Here is a 23,457-nt window from a genome sequence, read left to right on the forward strand (position 1 = left end):
ATCAGTGGGGGATGGATACCCCACTGATGAAAGTTTCACTTTATGAAAACTGTAAAAAAATCATTGGGAGATGATTGAAGTTTCACTTTATACATCCCCCATCTTTCGGATACACTAAATAATATAAGGGTTTAAAGGAGGTATTTTTGCTTGGAAGAAATCATACAAGAACATATTGATAAGTTGTTATTATTTATGAGAGAAGAAGCGTATAAACCGTTAACGATACAAGAATTAGAAGCTGCATTTGGAATCAAAGGCTCTGAGGGCTTTAAAGATTTCGTAAAGGCACTTGTAATGATGGAGGAAAAGGGGCTTGTTATTCGCACACGTAGTAATCGCTACGGTCTTCCGGAAAAAATGAACTTAGTGCGCGGGAAACTAATTGGGCACGCACGTGGTTTTGCGTTCGTTGTTCCAGAAGAGAAGAAAACCGGAGATGATGATCTTTTCATCCCGCCCACGGAATTAAATGGCGCACTTCATGGTGATACAGTATTAGCGCGTGTTAGCTCACAATCAAGTGGATCACGCCAAGAAGGCGCGATTGTTCGTATTTTAGAGCGTGGAACGAAGGAACTAGTTGGTACATATACAGAATCGAAGAACTTTGGGTTTGTTATCCCTGATAATAAACGCTGGACAAGTGACATTTTCATCTTGAAAAGTGCATCTATGGGCGCTGTAGAAGGCCATAAAGTAGTTGTGAAAATTACGAGCTATCCAGAGAACCGTTTAAGTGCGGAAGGTGAAGTTATTCAAATTCTAGGTCATAAAAATGATCCGGGAGTAGATATTTTATCTGTTATTCATAAACATCATTTACCTTTAGCGTTCCCTGAAGAAGTGATGGAGCATGCAAACAGTGTACCAGAAACGATTTCAGAAGAAGATTTAAAAGATCGCCGTGATTTACGTGACCAAATGATTGTTACAATTGACGGTGCCGACGCGAAAGATTTAGATGACGCTGTTACAGTGACGAAGCTTGAGAACGGTAATTACAAGCTGGGTGTTCATATTGCGGATGTAAGTCATTACGTTCAAGAAGGTTCTCCGATTGATGTTGAAGCAGCGGAAAGAGCGACGAGTGTATATCTTGTTGACCGTGTAATTCCGATGATTCCGCATCGTCTATCTAACGGTATTTGCTCATTAAATCCGAAAGTAGACCGTCTGACACTATCTTGTGAAATGGAAATCAACAATTTAGGTGATGTTGTAAAGCATGAGATTTTCCAAAGTGTTATTAAAACGACAGAGCGTATGACGTATGCTGACGTAAGAAGCATTTTAGAAGATGAGGACGAAGAGTTAATTAAGCGCTATGAGCCGCTAGTGCCGATGTTTAAAGAGATGGGCCAATTGGCACAAATTTTACGTGAAAAACGTATGCGCCGCGGTGCAATTGACTTTGACTTTAAAGAGGCGAAAGTACTAGTAGATGAAGAAGGAAAACCGACTGATGTTGTAATGCGTGATCGTTCTGTATCAGAGAAGTTAATTGAAGAGTTTATGCTTGTTGCGAACGAAACAGTAGCAGAGCACTTCCACTGGATGAACGTACCATTCATGTACCGTGTCCATGAAGATCCGAAAGAAGATAAGCTTGAGCGTTTCTTCGAGTTTGTAACGAACTTCGGATACGCAGTAAAAGGTCGTGCGAATGAAATACATCCACGTGCGTTGCAGCAAATTCTTGAAATGGTTCAAGGGCAACCAGAAGAAGTAGTAATCTCAACAGTTATGCTTCGTTCAATGAAGCAAGCACGTTACGATTCGGATAGCTTAGGACATTTCGGTTTATCAACGGAGTTCTATACGCACTTCACATCACCAATTCGTCGTTACCCAGATACGATTGTTCATAGATTGATTCGTGAATACATCATTAACGGTAAAGTCGACAACGAAACACAAGCAAAATGGCGTGAAAACTTGCCTGAGATTGCAGAGCACTCTTCTAATATGGAGCGCCGTGCTGTTGAAGCAGAGCGTGAAACAGACGAAATGAAAAAAGCAGAGTACATGGTTGATAAGATCGGCGAAGAGTATGATGGTATGATTAGCTCTGTAACAAACTTCGGTTTATTCGTAGAGCTGCCAAATACAATTGAAGGTCTTGTACACGTTAGCTACTTAACGGATGATTACTACCGTTATGACGAGCAGCATTTCGCAATGATTGGAGAACGTACAGGTAACGTATTCCGCATCGGTGACGAAATTACAATTCGTGTTATTAACGTAAACAAAGACGAGCGCGCAATCGACTTTGAAATCGTTGGCATGAAAGGTACACCTCGTCGTAAGTTTAAAGATCGTCCAGTCGTTATCGAACAGCCAAGAACAGGCAGAAAGAAACGCGGTGGACGTAGCGAGCGTAGTAACGAGCGCGGTGGCGAACGCGGCACAGGAAGAAAGTTTGATCGTGGCAGCAAAGGTAAAGGAAAAGGACCAGGATCAGCCTCTGCTTCAGCTTCCTCAAGTCAGCCAGGGAAAAAAGATGGTAATGGCAAGAAGAAAAAAGGATTCTTCGAAAATGTACCAGGATTCAAGAAGAAAAAGAAAAAGCGTAAGTAAGAAGAGGGTGGCTTCGCTTTGATGAAAAGCGAGGCCGTTTTTCTTTTTATGGAATCCAGCTACAGTGGCTAGAATCTATCGGCCATTTCACTCCCTCGGACGAAGCAAAAAACGCTTCTCTGTCGGGAGTTCCAATGTCCAAAGATTCTGAGCGAGCCACTTTCGCTTTTTATTAACATTTGTTACAATAGTAAAAATAGAGGAGGGACGTTGTATGCCAAAAGGTACAGGTAAGGTTATTGCACAAAATAAAAAAGCATTTCATGATTATTTCATCGAAGAAACATATGAAGCAGGGCTTGTCCTTCAAGGAACGGAAATTAAGTCGATTCGCGCTGGACGCGTAAACTTGAAAGATGCGTTTGCACGTGTACATAATGGTGAAGTATGGGTTCATAATATGCATATTAATACATACGAGCAAGGGAATCGTTTCAACCATGATCCACTTCGTACGAGAAAATTACTTCTTCATAAAAAAGAAATTGATAAGCTAGCGGGAGCTGCAAAAGAAACAGGTTACGCATTAGTTCCACTTAAAATCTATTTGAAAAATGGATTTGCAAAGATGGCACTTGGTTTAGCAAAAGGTAAGAAGCAATACGATAAACGTCACGATTTAAAAGAGAAAGAAGCTAAACGTGAAATTGCACGCGCGTTCCGCGATCGTCAAAAGATGTAATACAGATATTTACATTTGTAAAACGGCGCGCGTATGATATAATAACTTATGTAAGGTTGTTGCACATTGAAAAACAGCTCTTAGTAGCTATCACGATATTTCTTCGTATGCTCCATTTCTATCATGGGGACGTTACGGATTCGACAGGGATAGTTCGAGCTTAGGTTGCGAGTCGAGGGGATCGGCCTCGTTAAAACGTCAAAGCCTATAATTGGCAAACAAAACAATCTTTCTTTAGCTGCTTAATTGCACTAAAGGTTCCTCCCTCCATCGTCCATGTGGTAGGGTAAGGGACTCAAACTAAGTGGACTACGCCGGAGTTCGCCGTCTGAGGACAAAGGAAGAGAACAACCAGACTAGCAACTTGGAAGCCTGTCGATAGGCCGAAGAGTTCGCGAAATGCTAATATATCGACTACACTCGTAGAAGCTTAAGTGCCGATATTTTTGGACGTGGGTTCGACTCCCACCGTCTCCACCAATACATATTTGGTGGTTTTTTTATTTTGTATAACAAGAAGCATAAGTTGGCCGTTTTGGTCAACTTATGCTTCTTTTAGTTTGCGGCCAACTTATGCTTCTAATATGTATACAACAAAAATAACAACTAGCCCCTCGTAAGAGGTACTAGTTGACGTAAAATCCGTTATTAGAAAGTGTATGGAATTACCCTGTTTACAGAAAAAAGAGTCTGGATCCAGACTCTTTTTTGTTTATTTTTGATTAAAGAGGAATTTTGCTGTTAGAAATGCTGTAATTAGATTAATTACAAGAGCAACAATATTTAAAAAATCGGTTGTTGGCATAAGCACAATAATCAATGATGTTACTGATACAAATAATGGAATTAATTTATTTGTATTTGTGACTAGTTGCTGCTTATGAAAATGTCTTAATATGAAATAAATACCAACTAAAATTGGTGTAGTAAAGAATATTCCTAAATATCCTACTGCATCTTCAATAAACCAAGGGAAAAAACGCATGCGTGAAGTGAAAATAAACAGGTTTAGTATGATAGTTCCTAATAATATGCTATTTAATATAATGACTTTCTTTTTTTTATCCATTGTAATTGTTCCTTGCTCCTTTGAAATTTAATTATTCATTAACTAATTCATGAAAATGCTTCATAACTTCGCCTTCTTCAAACGTGCTATACCATCTATAATCATTATCATCTAAAATACGAAAATGTTGACTGATCACATTTTGTTGTACTCGAAATTTACCTTTTTTTGCAATCTCATTCCAAAACATTTTTCCTCCTAATGTTTTTACTTTTGGAGTATCCATACTATCGTGAGCTAGGATTTCGATTACTTCAAATGGTTCTTCTCCTAAACTGTGTTTTAGAATTTGACTATCTTTAAATAAGGCACAAACTACGACTGCATTTGTCCAACCAATTGATGTTCTTTCTTTTTCAACTTGAACTAGTGTCTTTTTAGAAATCCCTAGAACAGTAGCCATTTTTTCTTGAGAATATCCTTTTTCAAGACGAATTAGTCGAACATTTTTAGAAATTAAATTAATTACCGTTTCTTTATCCAAATCATATCACCTTCACAAATGAGTGTTTAATTCTACTAATAGTGTAATTTTACACTATTAGTTACCTTTTGTAAATAGGGGGAGATTGATTCACTATACATAGTTATTAAGCTAACAAATAAAAGTCCTCCAGATTGTTTAACTGGAGGACTTTCTTGTTCACATACTAATTGCATTAATTAAGAGATTTAGTGCACTACTTCTTGGAAGTTGATCTTGTAGCGCTCTTTCTCGTAATTCACTATGTTTTCCAAAGAAAATAGTGAAAGGCAAGGTGATGAATACATTTACAAAATGACAAAACTGTAAGAATACACGAATGTTTGTAAGAAAGTTCGATGTTTTCCTTTTTCATTTTTTATTATAGTGAAAAAGAAGAACGAAATATTCTCTTATGTAGGAAAGGAAGATAATAATGATTGATCTATTAAATAAATGGATGTTAGAAAGTACAGGCAATTTCAATATCGTTGTAGGACTTACAGCACTTCTATTTTTGGGTTCAGTAATTGCACTTATTATTATTTACAAAAAAATTGGTAAACCAGATGAAAGAACAAATCCTATTTATTTTAAAATTATTTCTTGTATGTTTACTACTCAAATTCTAATGAATTGTATATTTATTTCTTTAGTTGGTAAAGATATCGAGAATTTCCGTCAAATCTTTATATTATTTGAAGCCTTTGTATTCTTCGTTGGAGCTATTTATTCGTTTAAATTATATAGACAAGAATTTAAATAATTTACTTGTAAGAAACAATAAAAAACAGTAGTGATTTTATACACTACTGTTTTTTATTGTTCATTTTTAGTTAATTGTATATTCTATACATATGAGGTTAACATAACGTCCCATTATCAGAAGTTCTCCTTATCAATAATCCCGACTTAACAACATTCTGTGAAACATCCTCTTTACCTACTTATGCAGTTTCTTATTCATCCCATTATATCAGTGGTTAAAAGCAATCATTATCTTTATTTCTTTTACTCCATATGTATAAAATTTCGCATAAACTAACGGCCAGCTTATGCTTCCGACTCCGTTGAATAATTAGATAATCATCTACAAAAAGAAGTGTTTTTTTGCCAATTTATGCTTTTAACTGTGCCCAACTTATGGGTAAAGTGATATTGTATGATATGAACCATAACTCTGCCAGATTGGCGAGGTTATGGTTCTTTTTGTTTGCAGGAAAATAGGATTTTCATGTTTTGCTGGTAGTGGGTTTCGGGTGGTATGCTGTTTTGGGAGGTGGAGTGATGTCGTGTTTTGTCGAGCGATCGATATTCTATGTCGAATCGCCGATATAATTGAAGTTGCGGTCGATATAATGAAAAAATCGCCGATATATTTCTAGAGGAGTGATAAAATGATTGTGAAAGAACGGAGAATGCCGATTTATTTACGTCAACTAGAAGCGCTACTCAGAAGATTGCCTGTTCATCATCCAAAACGGAATATAATCACTGAAAATATAGCGAAATATAAGGCAGGTTATAAAGGGGAACGAGCTATTGATTATCCATTAAGTTTTCTCCCCGAGCGAGATTATAGCATTTTACATGACATTCGTTTATTTGATCAAAATCATTACTTTCAAATTGATACCATCATCATTTCCTCGCGTTTTCTTCTATTTCTAGAAATAAAGAATATAGTAGGTACACTACTTTTTGACTCAACATTTAATCAGCTCATTCGAATATCCGAAGAAAAGTCAGAAGGGTTTCCAGATCCAATTTTGCAAATGAAAAGACAGGAATTACAGCTTCAGAAATGGTTAAGGTTATACGGATTTTCTCAATTCCCAATTGAATCCTTCGTTGTTATTAGTACGCCGCGTACCGTTATTAAATCTTCAGATGATAACCTCTCTAATAAAATCATTCATAGTGCTAATTTACCTCATAAAATAAAGTGGCTAGAAAGTAAATATAAGAAAAAAACTATACATAATATAAATGAACTTATTCAGCGAATGATGATGGAGCATTCACCATTGCAACAAAATGTCCTTGAGAAATATCAAATAAAAAAAGAAGAATTGTTAAAGGGGATACTGTGTGAGGAATGTACCTCTATACCAATGGTTAAAGTGAAAAAAGGGTGGCATTGCTCGAAAGGTAATACCTTATCTAAGGATGCACATAAGTGTGCTTTACAAGATTATGCACTTCTTATTGAAACCGTGGCTACCAATAGTAAGTTGAAAGAATTTCTAAATATCCAATCAAGTTCAATTATGAAACGCATACTTCAATTACTTGAAATCCCGTATGTCGGTGAGAATAAAGGGAGGAAGTATGATTTAACAATGTATCAGTAAGCAATGGAAAAGGATCATCAATAAAGTGATGATCCTTTTAAAAATTTATTTTACACCTAGTTTTTCTTTTGTTTTTTTATTGTTAGTTAACTTGTTACAATTACATTATAGGAGATCGACCTTAAACTCTATTAAATTCAGTCTTAAGAACATCTTAAAATAAGAAGGATACTTTTTTTGTTTTGGAGCTTTTATAAAATGCTTAAGTTGGTGGGTATGGGCGTTATCCCTGAAACAGAAAATGAAGAAATAGTTATTGACGATAAGCAGGTAGATACTATAGCTACCCCTTAATGATTAAATAATATTTATCCCGCTATTTGCCGGGCAGTAAAACTCCCACCTCAAAATTCGGCTGAAGCAAAGAAGTTAGGTGGAAGCCCTGTTGCTCGTAAACGCCCGATTGGTAAGTGGTTATTAAAATTTCACTTTATTTAAATTTTCATATATTTTGTATTTTCACCCATATCTATTGTAAGATTATATAGAGTTCTCCTAATAAGCTGTTATAATGGTTTTTTTAGGGATTTAATATTTATAAATTTCAAATTATTTTTTCGGGATAATTTTTTTATCTAAATAAGTTATATTGAAGTAGAGGTGAACCATCGGTGAAGCAGGTGTTGGTGATTAAAAATGAACGGTCTTCAGCAAAGAAAATCGTAAGCGGTCTAACGCAAGAAGGCTATTTCATTTTAAAACTTCACAATGAAAACCAAGGTTTAAATATAATATATGAACAAGATTGGGATATTATCATATTGGATTGGGATTCATTAAGTATATCCGGACCAGAAATTTGCAGACAAATACGATTTGTTAAAACGACACCGATAATTATTGTGACCGACAATATTTCTAGCAAGGATTGCATAGCAGGGTTACAAGCGGGAGCGGATGATTATATAAGAAAACCATTTGTGAAAGAAGAATTAGTAGCAAGGGTTCAAGCAATTTTAAGGAGAAGCGATTGTATCCAGCAAAATGAGACAAACTTTTTTCAGTTTAAAGATCTCTTTGTTGATGCATCTAGCAATATCGTAAAAAAAAATGGTGAAAATCTCGCACTTACTAAGCGCGAGTACGATTTACTTGTATTTTTAATCAAGAATAAAAATACAATATTGAGCCGTGAAATGCTTTTGAACCAGGTTTGGGGACATAACGTAGTAGTAAATCCAAATGTAGTGGATTTATATATTGGGTATGTAAGAAAAAAATTAAAGTGCGAGAAGAAAGACCGATATATTCAAACGATACATGGCAGGGGCTATTCAATGATTGAATGATAAAAATAAGATAATAGGTAAAGTACAGTTTATCATAATAATCAATATCTAGAATAATAGAAAAAACGAGTAAAACTGTTTTAGTTTTACTCGTTTTTTTCTATTAAATTTGCTAATCAAATAGTTTCTGAGAAATATGAAAGAGATGGAAAACATAAACAGAATACTTCTCTCATGTACTCTCTAAAGGTTAATCAACAAGCCAGACGGCATATATTCCTTTTTGAATACAAATTATGCTTAATTCTATTAACTCACACCATTCACAAGATTTTCACAGAATTAATGATTATACTAATTAACAGGATATTCAAATGAAAATGATTATCAATATTGATTTGGATGAATAGTAGTTACTATCTAATTCAATCTAGGGACGGCATCATTTTCGAAATAAATCACATTATAAGGAGTATATGTATGAAAAAATCTATGCTTTTAAAATTGTTGAGTATTCTAGCAATTTTCACTTTAATGTTAGTAGCTTGCTCAGATTCAGGTAAAGAAACTTCGAAGGCTACTAAAGGTAATAGTAGTGATAAGCCAAAAACGATTGAAATCACTGATGCACATGGAACGGTTAAAGTTCCTGTAAATCCAAAGAGTGTAGTTGCTTTGGATAATAGAACGTTTGAAACTTTAGCTGATTGGGGAGTTAAATTAGCGGCTGCTCCGAAGGATATAATGCCTGCAGATTCAGCATATAAAAAGGACGATTCAGTTCAAAATATTGGAAATCATCGCGAACCAAATCTTGAAATTATTGCAGCTGCAAACCCTGACCTTGTAATCGTTGGTCAAAGATTTGCTGATCATTACGAAGAAATCAAAAAATTAGTACCAAATGCAGCTGTTATTGATCTTAATGTTGATGTTTCTGAGAAAGCTACTAAGCCTGGAGAAAACTTAGTAAAAGGACTTAAAGATTCTACAATGACTTTAGGAAAAATCTTTGATAAAGATAAGGAAGCTAAACAATTAGTAGCTGATTTTGATAAATCTATTGAAAATGCAAAATCTGCTTATAACGGAAAAGATAAAGTTATGAGTGTTATCGTTACTGGTGGGAATATTGGTTTTGCTGCTCCACATTCTGGTCGTGTTTGGGGACCAATGTATGAAATTTTCGGTTGGGTTCCAGCATTAGAAGTTTCGAATTCTACTGCAGGTCATAAAGGTGACGACGTTTCTGTTGAAGCTATTGCACAAACAAATCCTGATTGGCTGTTCGTATTAGATCGTGATGCTGCAACATCTGATGCAGCTACTTCAACACCTGCTAAGGATGTTATTTCTAAATCACCTGCTCTTCAAAACACAACTGCTGTTTCTAAAAATCAGGTTATTTATGCACCAGAAGATACTTACACAAATGAATCAATTCAGACTTATATAGAGTTATTTGGAAATCTTGCAAAAACTTTAGCTAAGTAGTGTAAAGGAGTACGAAACAGTGTCAAAAAATATAATTTCTAGGGTTGAGAATATTTCTCAACCCCAGTTTTATAATCACAATAAATTATGGACAAAACCTTTTATAATAGCGATTATAGTTGTAATAATTTTAGGGATTATATCACTGTTTACTGGAGTTTATGATATACGTGGACAAGAGGACGGAATAGAGATGTTTTTCATAACTCGTGTTCCGAGAACAGCTGCATTAATGCTTACTGGAGCTGCGATGGCGATGGCAGGACTCGTCATGCAACTAATTACACAGAATCGCTTTGTTGAACCTACTACAACGGGTACTATTGAATGGTCAGGCTTAGGCCTGCTTTTTGTGTATTTATTATTTCCTGCCCCGACTTTAGTTCAAAGAATGACTGGTGCAATCATTTTTTCTTTTATAGGAACTATGATTTTCTTTCTATTTTTAAGAAGAGTTAAGCTTCGTTCGTCTTTAATTGTCCCGATTATTGGATTGATGCTTGGAGCAGTTATTTCTGCAGTGTCTACTTTTATGGGACTTCTTTTTCAAATGACGCAAAGTATTGAAACTTGGTTTGTAGGTTCATTTGCTAACATTCAGGTGGGAAGATATGAATATTTATGGCTGATTGTTATCATTACTTTGCTTATTTTTATGTATGCCAATAGATTGACTTTAGCTGGACTAGGAGAAGATGTCGCAACAAGCCTTGGAGTTAATTACAATAGAATTGTTCTTTTTGGAACTGCTCTTATCTCTGTTGCAGTTGGAATTGTTGCAGCTGTTATTGGACACTTACCTTTCTTGGGATTAATTGTGCCAAATATTGTTTCCATGTTTAGAGGTGATGATCTTAGGAGTAATTTACCTTGGGTTTGTGTGATCGGAATGGGGACAATAACTGCCTGTGACATCATTTCTCGAACAATTATAAAGCCTTTTGAAGTACCTGTTTCTTTAATACTTGCAACAGTGGGAGCAGTCGTGTTTATTACTATATTATTGAGACAAAGAAAACCAAGGAGGCTACGATGATCACATTAGAATATAAAAATAAAGAAAATGTCGAAATCGATTCTAGCCTTCATAATGAAAGTAGATCAGCTAGTGCTTTTCGTTCTAAGAAGGAAGCAAGACGTTATTGGATTTTACTGATCACATTGATTGGTTTAGGCCTTCTTTCTTCATATGGACTTTTAGTTTATAACAATCCAGTTCCGATAGATTCGCCTTCTTTTATCCCAGTTGTTAAGAGAAGGATAGTAGCTATTGTTGCAATGATTATTGCAGCTGTTTGTCATAGCTTGTCGACTGTAGCTTTCCAATCTATTACGAATAATAAAATTATTACGCCTTCGCTTTTAGGTTTCGAATCACTTTATTCAGCGATTCAAACGAGTACAATATTCTTCTTTGGTGCTAGTGCATTACTAAATTTTAATGGAATCGGATCATTTTTATTCCAAGTTGTTGTTATGGTTTTCATGAGTTTGATACTTTATGGATGGTTACTTTCCGGTAAATACGGGAATTTACAACTTATGCTTTTAGTTGGAATTATTATTGGTACCGGGCTAAATTCTGTGTCAACTTTCATGAGAAAACTACTTGCGCCTTCAGAATTTGATATTTTACAAGCAAGATTATTTGGCTCTGTTAATCATGCAGATCCTGCATATTTTCCTATTGTAATTCCTATGATCATAATTGTAGCAGTATTAATTTTTACTCACTCTAAGAAGTTGAATATTTTATCACTAGGAAAGGATGTTGCTACTTCTTTTGGAGTTAAATATCAACCTAGTGTAATTTATACGCTTGTATTAGTGGCTATTTTGATGTCCATCTCAACGGCTCTAATTGGACCACTTACTTTCTACGGATTTTTAGTAGCAACTTTGAGTTATCAGGCGGCGTCAACGTATGATCATAGATATATTTTTCCAATGGCTTTTGCAATAGGATTTTTGATACTGACGAGTGCATACTTTTTAATGTATCATGTATTCCATGCTCAAGGTGTAGTTTCAGTTATTATTGAATTATTTGGTGGAATCACATTTTTAATTATAGTTTTAAGGAAGAGGGCTTTATGATAAAAATTGATAATGTTAAAAAGTTCTATACTGATAAGGTAAAAATAGGACCTTTGGATATTGAAATACCAAAAGCGGGCTTTACTTCTTTAATTGGACCAAATGGCGCTGGAAAGTCTACGACACTTTTGATGATTGGAAGACTTTTAGATATGGATGAAGGTCAAATTCAGGTAGCGAATATGGATGTTTCTGAATCCAAATCAAAAGACTTAGCAAAAGTTTTGACTATATTGCGACAAGAAAATCATTTTGTAACTAGGCTTACTATTAGACAACTAGTTGGATTTGGGCGCTTTCCTTATTCAAAGGGAAGATTAACTAAAGAGGATGAGGTTATTATTTCTAAGTATATCGATTTTCTAGATTTAACTAGTTTAGAGAATAGATATTTAGATGAGCTTTCTGGTGGTCAAAGACAAAGGGCATATGTAGCGATGGTATTGTGCCAAGAGACGGAATATGTACTTTTGGACGAGCCTCTGAACAACCTTGATGTTGCTCGTTCTGTTCAAATGATGGAGCATTTGAGACGTGCGGCTAATGAATTTGGAAGAACAATTTTGACTGTTATGCATGACATAAATTTTGCAGCTAAATACTCTGACAAAATTTGTGCTATGAAAGACGGACAAATTGCTGCTTTTGGGACAGTAGAAGAAGTTATGGATCCAACACTTTTGACTGATATTTTTGAAACAAAAATAGAAATTATCGATGGTCCTTATGGTCCAATCGCTGTTTATTAGTTACAACATGTATACTGTAGCTGCTGTCTGTATTTTATAGGCAGCAGCTTTTTTAAAACCTTGCAATTTCCACTCTCTTTTTCCTTAATCACTGACAGGTGCATAAAACTCACGAATGCTGTTGTTCAGTCTGTTTTTAACTTCTTCTGTCATACGCTCATTCACTTTATTGATATGTTCGAATTCATGAGCATTATTTTCGCTTAAAATTACGATCATATTTGATTTAACACTTCTGTAAGTATAATTTTGCTATAATAAATACGTACTTATACGAAGGGGAGTTTAATGAGAAAATGAAATCATTCAATATTGATCATTTTATCGCGAGTGTTTTACAATGGATATTAAACATAGCACTAATCATACTATCCATTGTCTTATCTATCTTTTTAATTAATGAGACAATCACATTTATTCAATACATATTTTCAGCGAAGAAATATACATCGTATAAATTAGTGGAAAGTATCATTGTCTACTTCTTATACTTCGAGTTCATCGCATTAATTATTAAGTATTTTAAATCGAATTACCATTTTCCGTTACGCTATTTTATTTATATCGGGATTACGGCTTTGATTCGATTAATTATTGTATCTCATGAGGAACCGATGGAGACGTTATTATATGCGGGATCCATTCTTGTATTAGTCATTGCTTTATACATATCAAATATGAGAGATTTGAGAAAAGAGTAGTAGTGTAAACTTTCGTTTGCACTATTTTTTTACGTCTTGACCTTCAAGTTACTTGAAAGTTTACAATGTAAGTAGGGCGTTTGAAATCGAAAAAAATTGAGAAATTAAGTGAAGAGGTTTCTTTTACTTGGAGGTTATAGAAATGAGTCAGGAATTGAAGTTACGTCCTTTAGAACGGGAAGATTTAAAGTTTGTACATGAACTTAATAATAATGCACATATTATGTCGTATTGGTTTGAAGAGCCGTATGAGGCATTTGTGGAGCTACAAGATTTATACGATAAACATATACATGATCAAAGTGAACGCCGATTTATCGTTGAGAAAGATAATGAGATGGTTGGATTGGTTGAGTTAGTAGAAATCGATTATATTCACCGTAGAACTGAATTCCAAATTATTATTGATCCTAATTATCAAGGTTACGGTTATGCAGCTGATGCAACGCGTTTAGCGATGGATTACGCTTTTTCTGTATTAAATATGCATAAAATATATTTAGTTGTCGATAAAGAGAATGAAAAAGCTGTGCACGTTTATAAAAAGGTTGGGTTTATAGTAGAAGGTGAGCTACAAGATGAATTCTTCGTTGATGGTACGTATCATAATGCGATAAGAATGTGCATGTTTCAGAAACAATATTTAGAAAAAAAGCGTTTATAAAGTATTAACTTTATAAACGCTTTTTTATTTTTAAGGATATAAATTTATTGTAAAACGATAAATTTATATTGACTTGTAATGCCTATTTCGTTATTATGATGGTAGTTAGCGAAGGAGAATTTTACGTATAGAGGAGAATATATTATGAAAAAATATGTATTATCCATGATGTTAATCGTGCTAGGATTTATTTTCTTATCGATACATGGTGCAAATAGTAATGTAGCGGAGAATGGTATGCTAATGGAGCCTTACTTTTTCTTAGTACCGGTAAGCTATGTATTATTCCTTATGGGTATAGGAATGAGTGTATTTACGTTTATTCAATCGAGATTAAAAGTGAATAAGTAAGTCATATATAAGCGGCAAGTAATCATATTTGCCGTTTTTTGTATTTTTATTTGGGAGGTTAGTTTTAGATTGTCAGCCTGGTGATATTTTAGAGTATCAAAAGGAAGAGTTGTAGTGAAGTTACGTATGAGAACAAAAAACATATGATATAGGTGAAGTGTAATTATATGTAAAAAGTGAGTTGAATAATGATGAATCATTATTTTCACACTGGAAGACAAGTAGGGCCGGCTATTACACTGGCTGGGGCACAGGAGACAATTCAGGCAGTGCATCAGGCTATTCAGATGCAACAACAAGCACAGGTAGAGCAAATGATGCAGAGTCAGTATATGCCGTATACACAGCCTCCGATGCAAATCGTACATTATAATGTATATCCAGCTGGTTTATTTTCAATTCCTTATGGCGCAACATACTTTTTATGAAAGAAAGCGACTGATAAGAGTCGCTTTCTTTTTTATATTCCGCCTAATTTCATCCCAAGGAATGCGAATGTGATACCAATTATATAAGTAGTGCTTAAATATAGAAGTAGTACGCGATAGTTTTTACGGTTGAAAAGCTGAATGGATTCTAATTTAAACGTTGAGAATGTAGTAAAGGCACCCATGAATCCAGTACCTAATAATAGTTGCCAACTTGTAGTTATCCCTTTGCCAATTATATATCCGAGTAAAAAAGCCCCTGTTATATTAATGAGGAATGTAGCAAGTGGAAATGAAGTTTTATTTCTTTCTTTAAACCAATTGCTAATTGCAAAGCGTGTAATCGCACCGAGGAATCCTCCAGTTGCTACTAATAAAGCTTCCATCATGAGTAATCACCTTCCGTAAGACGTTTCTTAATTAAGAAATCACCTAGTGTATAGCCAAGGCCAGACATAATGAGGCCACCAAGTATGCTACATGATACATATAAGAAAGCAGTGCTCCATTCAGAATGATGGAGTAATTGCACGGTTTCTACACTGAATGTTGAAAACGTCGTAAAGGAACCAATGAATCCAGTCCCGATGCCTGTAATAACCTCTGAAGGTAAGATGTTTAGCCTGGCGATATAAGTAGTTAGCCATGCTAATAAGAAGCAGCCGGCTAAGTTAATAAGTAATGTAGCTAATGGAAATGAATGATGCCAAAATGTATGAATAGTAATTCCTAAATAATAACGGGACAGAGCTCCTAATATACCGGCTATGCCAACGATAATATAAATCAACTTCCTCACCTCTTTAAATAGTTTGTTCAAAAAAATAGACTCCTACCAGCAAGTATACTGGTAGGAGTCATTAGCTAAATAGCAGTTATGGCGAACTCCATCGCCTATGATTATTACATATAGTGTACTAAATCTTGCCGTTAAATTCCAATGAAAATTTCGAGGTGATTACAACTTATATAAATTGCTTAAAACCTAAATATAATGATGTGATTTTTTTAGTGTGGTAAAATATTTCTTGCGTTTGTCATTTTGTTATAATTAACTGAAAATAAAGAAGAATGAATTGTGTTTCTAGAAAAGGGGTCGTTTGTTTGAAGAAGTTTTTAAAAGCAATACTTATATTTATTTTAGTAGTAGCAGTCATTTTGGGTGGGTTTTTAGGATATATGACACTTACAAAAAAACAACCAGCCGATGTAATAAGTTTAAAAGTGGAAAATAATAAGGAGCGCGTATTAGAGCAAGGAAATGAATTTAAAGTTACGACATTCAATATTGGATATGCTGGATTAGATAAGGATCAAGACTTCTTTATGGACGGTGGAAAAGGTTCTGGTTCGAGTAGTAAGGAGCAAACTGAGACTAATTTAAAAAATATGCTTTCGTTTTTACAAAGTGAGAATAGCGATTTTACATTGTTACAAGAAGTTGATAAAAAATCTCTTCGCTCATTTGACATAAATGAGCATGAATTTTTGAAACAAGGATTATCAGAGTATGCTACAACATTTGGGAAGAATTATGATACAAAGTGGGTTCCTGTCCCGATCACAAAACCAATGGGATATGCTGAGGGAGGACTAAGTACATTTTCTAAATACGCAGTTCAAAAAGCAACGCGATTCCAATTACCAGGAATGGAGCCTTGGCCGAAGCGTTTATTCGATTTAGATCGAGCAATTGTCGAACATAAAATCCCAGTTAATAATGGGAAGTATGTTAGGCTCGTAAACGCACATTTATCTGCTTATGATGAAGGTGGAAAAATTAGAAAGCAACAAGTAGAGTATTTAAAAGAATATATGAACAAGTGTTATCAAAGTGGTGATTACGTAATAATAGGCGGGGATTGGAATCAATTACTTTCTGACGCTCAATTAAGCGATCCGAAGTTTGTGAAAGAGCGCCCGGAATGGTTAGTAGAGTTGCCGAAAGATTTTACTGACGGAGGATTCCAGTGGGCTGTAGACCCTTCTGTTATGACAGTGAGGGATGATGTGAAGAAATATGTAGAAGGCGAAAATTTTGTCACGATTATTGATGGTTTTGTCGTTTCACCGAATGTTGAGATTGTAAATGTACAAGGGAAAGACTTGAAGTTTGAAAATAGTGATCATAACCCAGTGAGTGCGGTATTTAAACTGAAGTAATCGAAACATAAAAGTGTAGGGACAAAGTAGCATAAAGGATGTTACATATAGTTAATCAGCAAGTGGGCTGTTGGAAAGTATTTTAGAAAAATAATTTCACTTTAAAAGAGCACAAATGATGTGCTCTTTTGCATTTAAGCGACTACTTGATAGGAATTTAATTGCTTTTCTCCGCATTTTCTGCCAAGCTTAAGGAGATAAAATACTTCAAAGAAAGAATTAGATAGGTGACTCATATGATTGAAGTTAAGACTTCTGAACTTAGTGATGGAGAATTTAATAGAGGTGTATTTGCAACTCGTGATATTAAAAAGGGTGAGTTGATACACTCAGCACCAGTTATCTCTTATCCGAATGAACAGCATGAACACATTGAGAAAACGTTACTTGCTGACTACGCATTTGAGTATGGGGTAAATCATACGGCATTCCTTTTAGGATACGGCATGTTATTTAATCATTCATATAAGCCGAATGCAACGTATGATATTGTCTTCGAGAACCATACGTTTAACTTCTTTGCTTATAAGGATATAAAAGCGGGAGAAGAGATTTTAATCAATTATAATGGTGAAGTTGATGATGACGAGCTGTTATGGTTTGATAAAGAAAAAGAAGAGAACGAAAAGTAAATTAAAGCGTATAGAAGGGCACAGTCTGTTGGATGTGCTCTTTTTTTATTGGAAGGAATAAAGTGAATGTTGCGGAAATAACACTTTATTTTTATATGGTATAGTAAGATATGGAGGGATAGTATTTTGTAGAAGTTATATATTTTACAAATTGTTGTCTTTCTGGTTACATGTCAAGTTTAGTAGCCTATTTGGGTTGCTTTATTATGCGATATATATTTTAATATGAGTGGCACCTCTTATTATTTAAGAGGTTTATAGGTGTCTCGAATTGATTTTAGGTACACTGTATCCACCACTTTCAGTTTCATATATGTGGGGATATTATGAGCCCGTATAACGGGATAAAAAGATTATAGAAATAGAGGAATCGTAAAATGAATATGCAAGAGGTTTATAAATATTTAAGTACGGTATTGCCTGAAGGTCATGTGAAGAAAGATGAAATGTTAAAGAATCATACGCACATTAAAGTTGGCGGAAAAGCAGATGTATTTGTTGCGCCTACAAATTATGATGAAATTCAAGAAGTTATTAAGTATGCAAATCAACACAATATTCCAGTTACGTTTTTAGGAAACGGATCGAATGTTATTATTAAAGACGGTGGTCTTCGCGGGATTACAGTAAGTTTAATTCATATTACAGGTGTTACTGTATCAGGAACAACGATTGTAGCACAATGTGGTGCAGCAATTATTGATGTATCACGTATTGCATTAGATCATAATTTAACAGGTCTTGAGTTTGCTTGTGGTATTCCAGGTTCAGTTGGCGGAGCATTATATATGAATGCTGGTGCATACGGTGGTGAAGTATCGTTTGTATTAACAGAAGCTGTCGTAATGACAGGTGACGGAGACTTACGTACTTTAACGAAAGATGAATTTGAATTTGGATATCGTAAGAGTGTGTTTGCGGACAATCATTACATTATTCTTGAAGCGAAGTTTGAACTTGAAGAAGGTGTGCGTGAAGAAATTAAAGAAAAAATGGATGATTTAACGTTTAAGCGTGAATCAAAACAACCGTTAGAATATCCTTCATGTGGTAGTGTATTTAAGCGTCCACCAAATAATTTTGCGGGTAAGTTGATTCAAGAATCAGGACTGCAAGGTAAGCGAATTGGCGGAGTGGAAGTTTCTTTAAAACACGCTGGATTTATGGTGAATGTTGATAACGGAACTGCACAAGATTATATCGATTTAATTCATTTCGTACAAAAAACTGTTGAAGAAAAATTCAGTGTAAAATTAGAGCGAGAAGTAAGGATTATTGGAGAAGACCTACAATAATCTTTGAATAAAAAGCGTATAAAAGTATGAATTATTTCGAAATAACATTTGGGTATTGTTGACAATTTGTCTTTTATTCAATATAATGGCTAATAATTTAACAAATAATATACGTTGAAAGAGCCCAGTAGCAGTTTGTCACTGTTATCAAAGAGAGCTAGGGGTTGCTGGAACCTAGCACAAACAAACTTGCGAATTACACTCTGGAGTATCTTAGGTAACGCTAAGCGGACTAGCAATCGATATTATTGCTAAGAGTGGTATGAGTAGCTATGCTATTTATGCAAACTGGGTGGTAACACGGTGAATAATCGTCCCTATGTCTATCGTAGACATAGGGGCTTTTTTGTTTTTAAAAAATAAAGGGGATGAAAAAAGATGAATATTATTGATGAATTAGAATGGCGCGGTGCTGTGAATCAACAGACAGATGAAGAAGGTTTACGTAAGCTAGTAGAAGAGAAAAAGATTTCACTATACTGCGGAGTGGATCCGACTGGTGATAGTATGCATATCGGACATTTGATTCCGTTTATGATGATGAAGAGATTCCAATTAGCTGGCCATCATCCTGTTATTCTAATTGGCGGAGCAACTGGAACAATTGGTGATCCGAGTGGACGTCAGTCAGAGCGTCAACTGCAAACGTTAGAAGTAGTTCAGCATAATGTAGATGCGTTAACAGCGCAAATGAAAAAGCTATTTGATTTCGGCGGAAATAGCGAAGTGAAGATGGTAAATAACTACGACTGGACACATGAAATAAACATTATCGAGTTTTTACGTGATTACGGAAAAAACTTTAGCATTAATAGTATGTTAGCGAAGGATATTGTAGCGAGTCGTTTAGATACGGGAATTTCTTTCACTGAATTTACGTACCAAATCTTGCAGGCGATGGATTTCCATCATTTATACACGAAAGAAGATGTTCAACTACAAATTGGTGGTAGTGACCAATGGGGAAATATTACGAGCGGATTAGATTTAATTCGTAAGTTAGAAGGTCATGAGGCGAAAGTATTTGGGTTAACAATTCCGTTATTATTAAAATCAGATGGTACGAAGTTTGGTAAATCAGCAGGCGGTGCAGTTTGGCTTGATCCTGAAAAAACAACACCGTTTGAATTTTACCAGTTCTGGGTGAATACAGATGACCGTGATGTAGTTAAATACTTGAAATACTTTACGTTCTTAACGAAAGAGCGCATTGATGAATTAGCAGCGAAGGTAGAAACAGAGCCGCATAAACGTGAGGCGCAAAAAGTATTAGCGGAAGAAATGACGAAATTCGTTCATGGAGAAGAGGCGTTCCTGCAAGCTGTGAAAATTACAGCAGCGTTATTTAGCGGAGATATTAAATCGCTAACAGCTGATGAAATTGAACAAGGCTTTAAAGAAATGCCGACATTTGAGTCTTCAAAAGAGACAAAAAATATTGTAGAGTGGCTAGTTGATTTAGGGATTGAACCATCTAGAAGACAAGCACGTGAGGATATTAATAACGGTGCGATTTCTATGAATGGTGAAAAAGTAACAGATGTAGCTACGGATGTGACTGTAGAAAATTCATTTGATGGAAGATTTATTATTATCCGTAAAGGGAAGAAGAACTACAGCCTTGTGAAGTTAGGATAACGAATACAATCGAAAAATTATATCAGCGATTTTTCGAATATATCGACCGTAACTTGAATTATATCGGCGATTTTTAAAATATATCGACCGTAACTCGAATTATATCAGCGATGTTCCCGATATATCGATTTACCGACAAAAAATGACAATAGAAGCTGTTCCAAACGGGACAGCTTCTACTAAAAAAGAGTCAGTATATTTTGATAATTATAGAGGATTATATTATTCTTCTGCCGAATAAATAAGTTAGAGAAAATTACGGATAAAAAATAGCCCGAACCATGCAGGGCATGATTCGGGCTTATATTCAGATTAGTAAGCTAAGCTGAATAGACCTTTAATGTGTGATAAGTAACGAACGTTACTTGCTTCTTTCATTAATGATGCTGGTAAGCCTTTAAGTGGAGTATTGCTTGCTCCGATTGTAGCAACAGCATCTTTACGTCCTAGACTAGCAAGTGTTCCAGAGTTTACAGGTGCGAACTCTTCGAATGCTTTGCCTTCTAGTGCTGCGTATAAGTTGTATCCAATTAACTCACCCATTTGCCAAGCGATCTGTGCAGTTGGTGGGTATGGACGTCCGTCTGGAGCGAAGACAACAGCGCTGTCTCCAGCAACGAATACGTCTTTGTGAGAAGTAGATTGTAGGTGTGCATCAACTGTTGCACGGCCACGGTTTACTTCAAGACCTGATTCACCGATTAATGGGTTACCTTGTACGCCGCCTGTCCAAACGAATGTGTTAGCAACAAGTTTTTGACCGTCTTTTAAGTCGATTTCATTGCCAGCAACGTTTGTTACAGGAAGACCAGTTAAGAATGTAACGCCGCGTGCTTCTAAGCTAGTAGTTGCACGTTCGATTAAGTGGTCTGGTAATACTGGAAGGATTTTTGGACCTGCTTCAACAAGAAGAAGTTTAACTTCTTTTGGATTTACGCCGTGGCTTTTTGCAAGTTTAGGCATAATGTCAGCAAGCTCACCAACTAGCTCAACGCCAGTTAATCCGCCACCACCGATTACGATTGTAGCATCAGCTTCGTTTTTCGTTTTCGCGTATTCACGAATACGGTCTTCAACGTGTTTGTAGATTTTGTTTGCATCAGCAGCAGATTTTAATACCATGCTGTTTTCTTCTAGTCCTGGAATACCGAAGTAAGCAGTTTTACTTCCTAAAGCAACTACAAGTGCATCGTAAGATAAAGTAGTGCCACCAGCTAGTTTGATTTCTTTGCTATCAACTGAGAATGACTCAACTGTTGCAATTTTAAGATCGATGTCTTTACCTTTGAAAAGCTTTGTAAGTGGCATTGCAATTGCTTGCTCAGCAACGTTACCAGCTGCAAGGCGGTGTAGTTCAGTGATGATTTGGTGCGTTGGGTATTGGTTAATCACTGTAACTTGTGCTTCTGATTTGCTGTAATATTTACGTACGTTTAAAGCGGCAAGAAGACCGCCATAACCAGCGCCTAAGATGACAATTTGTTTTGACATAGTATGATATCCCCCGTCTTTACTAATTGTTGTTATAAGTTAAATTATTTATTGTTACGTTCTGCACTAATTTGAAGGTATGCGTTCACAAAGCGGAACATTTTTTGTGCTTGTGGATCTTTTAGTAATTTTAATAGACCGAATAAGCCGATAACTTCAGTGCTTTCGTCAGCACGATCTTTTGCTTCGATTGCAGTTGCAGCCACGCTTTTCACTGTATCTTTTACAGGTTCTACAAGCTCTGTGATTGCACCAACAGTGTCGCTTTTTAATACTTCATCAGTAGCAACAGTTTGAGCGAAGTCATAAGACTTAGTTAAAATGTTAACAAGCTCAGTTAATTTTGGAAGCTGTTCCACTAGTGTTGTTAATGATTCTTGTACCTCAGGTTTTAACAACTGATCAAGTACATCAAGTTGTCCTTGGCTAGCAGAAATTTGTACAGTTTCTTGTTCTGGCTTTGTTTGAGTCATAGTTTCTGGCATCTCCAATTCTCCTTTACGATAGCAATACTCTTATTTTTGATAAGTAAGATAGTAATCGTTTACGAAACTTTATACAAAGTTTCACAAAGCACAATAAAATGCCTTTAAATTTATGACAGCAAGTAAGCTGCAAACATAAATCTAAAACCATAACGTCTTACCTATTATTTATGAACTGTCCGATACATGGCTTGTCCGCATAATGGAAAAGCTCCGTTACCGGAAAGTGTATATAATATATATCCTATATTATATACTATATACACCTATGTTAACATAAAAATGATTCCTAATTATTTGATATTAAGCGTGTAACCTAGTGCTGACAAGGCATGAAAGCGCATAAAATATTTTGTTTGAGTTAGAAATGTACATATATATAAAGAAAAAAAGGAAAAAATGAACAAATTACTGTTCTTTTTTTCCTTTTTTCCTATCATTCAGCTTCTGTAATGAGCATCGATGTGTTACCGCTTTTTTCAAGGTGGCATTCGCCCCAAGTACAAAGAGAATCAAGAATGGCTTCTAAAGACCATCCGTAGCCAGTAAGAGAATACTCTACTTTTGGTGGTACTTGATTGTATACTTTCCTTTGAATAACCCCGTCTACTTCTAACTCGCGTAATTGCTGAGTTAACATTTTTTGCGTAATACCAGGCATTAAACGTTTTAGTTCACTCGTTCTCTTAGTCCCTTTCTGTAAGTGGCAAAGAATAACGACTTTCCATTTTCCACCGATAACCTCTAAAGTGGCCTCTACAGGAATATTGTATTTTTTCATATAAAATCTCCTTTGATGAATATGGATTTCAATTTTTCAACGAAAGAAGCTAAATAGTGTAAATGTTACTTTTTAGTACCTATAGCACTTTAAAGTACGTACTTTTTA

Annotated in this window: 24 protein-coding genes, 1 other RNA gene, 1 pseudogene, 1 riboswitch and 1 other annotated feature; of the genes and pseudogenes, 18 read left to right on the forward strand and 8 right to left on the reverse strand. The window is 35.3% G+C overall.

The window, feature by feature from the left end; all coding sequences use genetic code 11:
* The first annotated feature begins 150 nt into the window (after positions 1-150).
* From rnr to ssrA, 3 genes are all read left to right on the forward strand, one after another.
* Entirely contained in the window at positions 151-2,583 is a 2,433-nt protein-coding gene (gene rnr, locus COC96_RS23885; protein WP_098769517.1) for a ribonuclease R, read from the forward strand.
* Between the two features lie 214 nt (positions 2,584-2,797).
* Positions 2,798-3,265 carry an SsrA-binding protein gene (gene smpB, locus COC96_RS23890; RefSeq protein ID WP_098769518.1) on the forward strand — a complete coding sequence of 156 codons (468 nt, stop codon included), beginning with the start codon at positions 2,798-2,800 and terminating at the stop codon, positions 3,263-3,265.
* A 125-nt stretch (positions 3,266-3,390) separates the two neighbouring features.
* Positions 3,391-3,745, forward strand: a transfer-messenger RNA (tmRNA) gene (gene ssrA, locus COC96_RS23895).
* 232 nt (positions 3,746-3,977) lie between these two features.
* Here the strand turns inward: ssrA and COC96_RS23900 are convergent.
* The 3 genes and pseudogenes from COC96_RS23900 to COC96_RS28610 all read right to left on the reverse strand — a co-directional run.
* Positions 3,978-4,334 carry a hypothetical protein gene (locus COC96_RS23900; RefSeq protein WP_098769519.1) on the reverse strand — a complete coding sequence of 119 codons (357 nt, stop codon included), beginning with the start codon at positions 4,332-4,334 and terminating at the stop codon, positions 3,978-3,980.
* A 31-nt stretch (positions 4,335-4,365) separates the two neighbouring features.
* The gene (locus COC96_RS23905) at positions 4,366-4,818 is read right to left on the reverse strand and encodes a helix-turn-helix transcriptional regulator (protein ID WP_098769520.1); all 453 of its coding nucleotides are present in this window, start codon (positions 4,816-4,818) and stop codon (positions 4,366-4,368) included.
* 162 nt (positions 4,819-4,980) lie between these two features.
* Positions 4,981-5,079: pseudogene (locus COC96_RS28610) on the reverse strand (transposase); the annotation flags it as partial.
* Positions 5,080-5,233: 154 nt separating this feature from the next.
* Between COC96_RS28610 and COC96_RS23915 the strand changes: the two are divergent.
* The 11 genes from COC96_RS23915 (at position 5,234) to COC96_RS23970 (ending at position 14,864) form a co-directional block, all read left to right on the forward strand.
* Positions 5,234-5,563, forward strand: coding sequence for a hypothetical protein (locus COC96_RS23915; RefSeq protein WP_000566283.1), 330 nt, complete (start codon positions 5,234-5,236; stop codon positions 5,561-5,563).
* Positions 5,564-6,194: 631 nt separating this feature from the next.
* Positions 6,195-7,151, forward strand: coding sequence for a nuclease-related domain-containing protein (locus tag COC96_RS23920; RefSeq protein ID WP_098769522.1), 957 nt, complete (start codon positions 6,195-6,197; stop codon positions 7,149-7,151).
* 611 nt (positions 7,152-7,762) lie between these two features.
* Positions 7,763-8,440 (forward strand): response regulator transcription factor, encoded by a 678-nt coding sequence (locus COC96_RS23925; RefSeq protein WP_098769524.1) that lies wholly within the window; start codon positions 7,763-7,765, stop codon positions 8,438-8,440.
* 420 nt (positions 8,441-8,860) lie between these two features.
* Complete coding sequence (locus COC96_RS23930) at positions 8,861-9,874, forward strand: siderophore ABC transporter substrate-binding protein (protein ID WP_098769526.1); 1,014 nt, start codon at positions 8,861-8,863, stop codon at positions 9,872-9,874.
* A 19-nt stretch (positions 9,875-9,893) separates the two neighbouring features.
* Positions 9,894-10,910: an ABC transporter permease gene (locus tag COC96_RS23935; protein ID WP_088232045.1), complete on the forward strand. Its 1,017-nt coding sequence runs from the start codon at positions 9,894-9,896 to the stop codon at positions 10,908-10,910.
* Positions 10,907-11,971: an iron chelate uptake ABC transporter family permease subunit gene (locus COC96_RS23940; protein ID WP_098268295.1), complete on the forward strand. Its 1,065-nt coding sequence runs from the start codon at positions 10,907-10,909 to the stop codon at positions 11,969-11,971. The genes COC96_RS23935 and COC96_RS23940 overlap by 4 nt, the downstream gene beginning before the upstream one ends.
* Complete coding sequence (locus tag COC96_RS23945; RefSeq protein ID WP_098253455.1) at positions 11,968-12,720, forward strand: iron ABC transporter ATP-binding protein; 753 nt, start codon at positions 11,968-11,970, stop codon at positions 12,718-12,720. The genes COC96_RS23940 and COC96_RS23945 overlap by 4 nt, the downstream gene beginning before the upstream one ends.
* Positions 12,721-13,016: 296 nt before the next feature.
* Positions 13,017-13,421, forward strand: a complete 405-nt coding sequence (gene psiE, locus COC96_RS23955) for a phosphate-starvation-inducible protein PsiE (protein ID WP_098268296.1) — start codon at positions 13,017-13,019, stop codon at positions 13,419-13,421.
* A gap of 142 nt (positions 13,422-13,563) precedes the next feature.
* A complete protein-coding gene (gene speG / locus COC96_RS23960; protein ID WP_097904177.1) occupies positions 13,564-14,085 on the forward strand; it encodes a spermidine N1-acetyltransferase in 522 nt (173 codons plus the stop codon).
* A gap of 144 nt (positions 14,086-14,229) precedes the next feature.
* Positions 14,230-14,436: a DUF3955 domain-containing protein gene (locus tag COC96_RS23965; RefSeq protein WP_098268298.1), complete on the forward strand. Its 207-nt coding sequence runs from the start codon at positions 14,230-14,232 to the stop codon at positions 14,434-14,436.
* Positions 14,437-14,624: 188 nt separating this feature from the next.
* Entirely contained in the window at positions 14,625-14,864 is a 240-nt protein-coding gene (locus COC96_RS23970; protein ID WP_098268299.1) for a DUF3947 family protein, read from the forward strand.
* A 32-nt stretch (positions 14,865-14,896) separates the two neighbouring features.
* On the opposite strand, the gene crcB (COC96_RS23975) is transcribed toward COC96_RS23970, so the two are convergent.
* The gene (gene crcB / locus COC96_RS23975; protein WP_098268300.1) at positions 14,897-15,253 is read right to left on the reverse strand and encodes a fluoride efflux transporter CrcB; all 357 of its coding nucleotides are present in this window, start codon (positions 15,251-15,253) and stop codon (positions 14,897-14,899) included.
* A complete protein-coding gene (gene crcB, locus COC96_RS23980; RefSeq protein WP_141535975.1) occupies positions 15,250-15,654 on the reverse strand; it encodes a fluoride efflux transporter CrcB in 405 nt (134 codons plus the stop codon). Before crcB (COC96_RS23980) ends, crcB (COC96_RS23975) begins: the two co-directional genes overlap by 4 nt.
* A 54-nt stretch (positions 15,655-15,708) precedes the next feature.
* Positions 15,709-15,768, reverse strand: a riboswitch (Fluoride riboswitch).
* Between the two features lie 200 nt (positions 15,769-15,968).
* Between crcB (COC96_RS23980) and COC96_RS23985 the strand changes: the two genes are divergently transcribed.
* The 4 genes from COC96_RS23985 (at position 15,969) to tyrS (ending at position 20,592) form a co-directional block, all read left to right on the forward strand.
* Positions 15,969-17,027 carry an endonuclease/exonuclease/phosphatase family protein gene (locus tag COC96_RS23985; protein ID WP_098769527.1) on the forward strand — a complete coding sequence of 353 codons (1,059 nt, stop codon included), beginning with the start codon at positions 15,969-15,971 and terminating at the stop codon, positions 17,025-17,027.
* A gap of 236 nt (positions 17,028-17,263) precedes the next feature.
* Positions 17,264-17,659 carry an SET domain-containing protein gene (locus COC96_RS23990; RefSeq protein ID WP_000573656.1) on the forward strand — a complete coding sequence of 132 codons (396 nt, stop codon included), beginning with the start codon at positions 17,264-17,266 and terminating at the stop codon, positions 17,657-17,659.
* 377 nt (positions 17,660-18,036) lie between these two features.
* Entirely contained in the window at positions 18,037-18,954 is a 918-nt protein-coding gene (gene murB / locus COC96_RS23995; RefSeq protein WP_098268303.1) for a UDP-N-acetylmuramate dehydrogenase, read from the forward strand.
* A 105-nt stretch (positions 18,955-19,059) separates the two neighbouring features.
* Positions 19,060-19,276, forward strand: a binding site (T-box leader).
* A 56-nt stretch (positions 19,277-19,332) separates the two neighbouring features.
* On the forward strand, positions 19,333-20,592 hold the full coding sequence (gene tyrS, locus COC96_RS24000; RefSeq protein ID WP_098769528.1) for a tyrosine--tRNA ligase: 1,260 nt from the start codon (positions 19,333-19,335) through the stop codon (positions 20,590-20,592).
* A gap of 312 nt (positions 20,593-20,904) precedes the next feature.
* On the opposite strand, the gene COC96_RS24005 is transcribed toward tyrS, so the two are convergent.
* The 3 genes from COC96_RS24005 to COC96_RS24015 form a co-directional block, all read right to left on the reverse strand.
* Entirely contained in the window at positions 20,905-22,083 is a 1,179-nt protein-coding gene (locus tag COC96_RS24005) for an NAD(P)/FAD-dependent oxidoreductase (protein WP_097904186.1), read from the reverse strand.
* 44 nt (positions 22,084-22,127) lie between these two features.
* Positions 22,128-22,568, reverse strand: coding sequence for a DUF1641 domain-containing protein (locus COC96_RS24010; RefSeq protein WP_098268305.1), 441 nt, complete (start codon positions 22,566-22,568; stop codon positions 22,128-22,130).
* Between the two features lie 436 nt (positions 22,569-23,004).
* Positions 23,005-23,349, reverse strand: a complete 345-nt coding sequence (locus tag COC96_RS24015; protein ID WP_098268306.1) for a winged helix-turn-helix transcriptional regulator — start codon at positions 23,347-23,349, stop codon at positions 23,005-23,007.
* Between the last annotated feature and the right edge of the window lie 108 nt (positions 23,350-23,457).

It is taken from the genome of Bacillus cereus (assembly GCF_002577405.1).
GTDB lineage: Bacteria > Bacillota > Bacilli > Bacillales > Bacillaceae_G > Bacillus_A > Bacillus_A cereus_AU.

Bases quoted from the DNA above. Each gene is read 5' to 3' on its own strand.
- smpB (WP_098769518.1), top strand. From the start codon at position 2,798: ATGCCAAAAGGTACAGGTAAGGTTATTGCACAAAATAAAAAAGCATTT.
- COC96_RS23990 (WP_000573656.1), top strand. From the start codon at position 17,264: ATGATTGAAGTTAAGACTTCTGAACTTAGTGATGGAGAATTTAATAGA.
- crcB (WP_098268300.1), bottom strand. From the start codon at position 15,253: ATGATGGAAGCTTTATTAGTAGCAACTGGAGGATTCCTCGGTGCGATT.
- COC96_RS23915 (WP_000566283.1), top strand. From the start codon at position 5,234: ATGATTGATCTATTAAATAAATGGATGTTAGAAAGTACAGGCAATTTC.
- COC96_RS23900 (WP_098769519.1), bottom strand. From the start codon at position 4,334: ATGGATAAAAAAAAGAAAGTCATTATATTAAATAGCATATTATTAGGA.
- COC96_RS23945 (WP_098253455.1), top strand. From the start codon at position 11,968: ATGATAAAAATTGATAATGTTAAAAAGTTCTATACTGATAAGGTAAAA.
- COC96_RS23970 (WP_098268299.1), top strand. From the start codon at position 14,625: ATGATGAATCATTATTTTCACACTGGAAGACAAGTAGGGCCGGCTATT.
- tyrS (WP_098769528.1), top strand. From the start codon at position 19,333: ATGAATATTATTGATGAATTAGAATGGCGCGGTGCTGTGAATCAACAG.
- COC96_RS24010 (WP_098268305.1), bottom strand. From the start codon at position 22,568: ATGCCAGAAACTATGACTCAAACAAAGCCAGAACAAGAAACTGTACAA.
- COC96_RS24015 (WP_098268306.1), bottom strand. From the start codon at position 23,349: ATGAAAAAATACAATATTCCTGTAGAGGCCACTTTAGAGGTTATCGGT.
- COC96_RS23930 (WP_098769526.1), top strand. From the start codon at position 8,861: ATGAAAAAATCTATGCTTTTAAAATTGTTGAGTATTCTAGCAATTTTC.
- COC96_RS24005 (WP_097904186.1), bottom strand. From the start codon at position 22,083: ATGTCAAAACAAATTGTCATCTTAGGCGCTGGTTATGGCGGTCTTCTT.
- murB (WP_098268303.1), top strand. From the start codon at position 18,037: ATGAATATGCAAGAGGTTTATAAATATTTAAGTACGGTATTGCCTGAA.
- COC96_RS23920 (WP_098769522.1), top strand. From the start codon at position 6,195: ATGATTGTGAAAGAACGGAGAATGCCGATTTATTTACGTCAACTAGAA.
- COC96_RS23965 (WP_098268298.1), top strand. From the start codon at position 14,230: ATGAAAAAATATGTATTATCCATGATGTTAATCGTGCTAGGATTTATT.
- psiE (WP_098268296.1), top strand. From the start codon at position 13,017: ATGAAATCATTCAATATTGATCATTTTATCGCGAGTGTTTTACAATGG.
- speG (WP_097904177.1), top strand. From the start codon at position 13,564: ATGAGTCAGGAATTGAAGTTACGTCCTTTAGAACGGGAAGATTTAAAG.
- COC96_RS23940 (WP_098268295.1), top strand. From the start codon at position 10,907: ATGATCACATTAGAATATAAAAATAAAGAAAATGTCGAAATCGATTCT.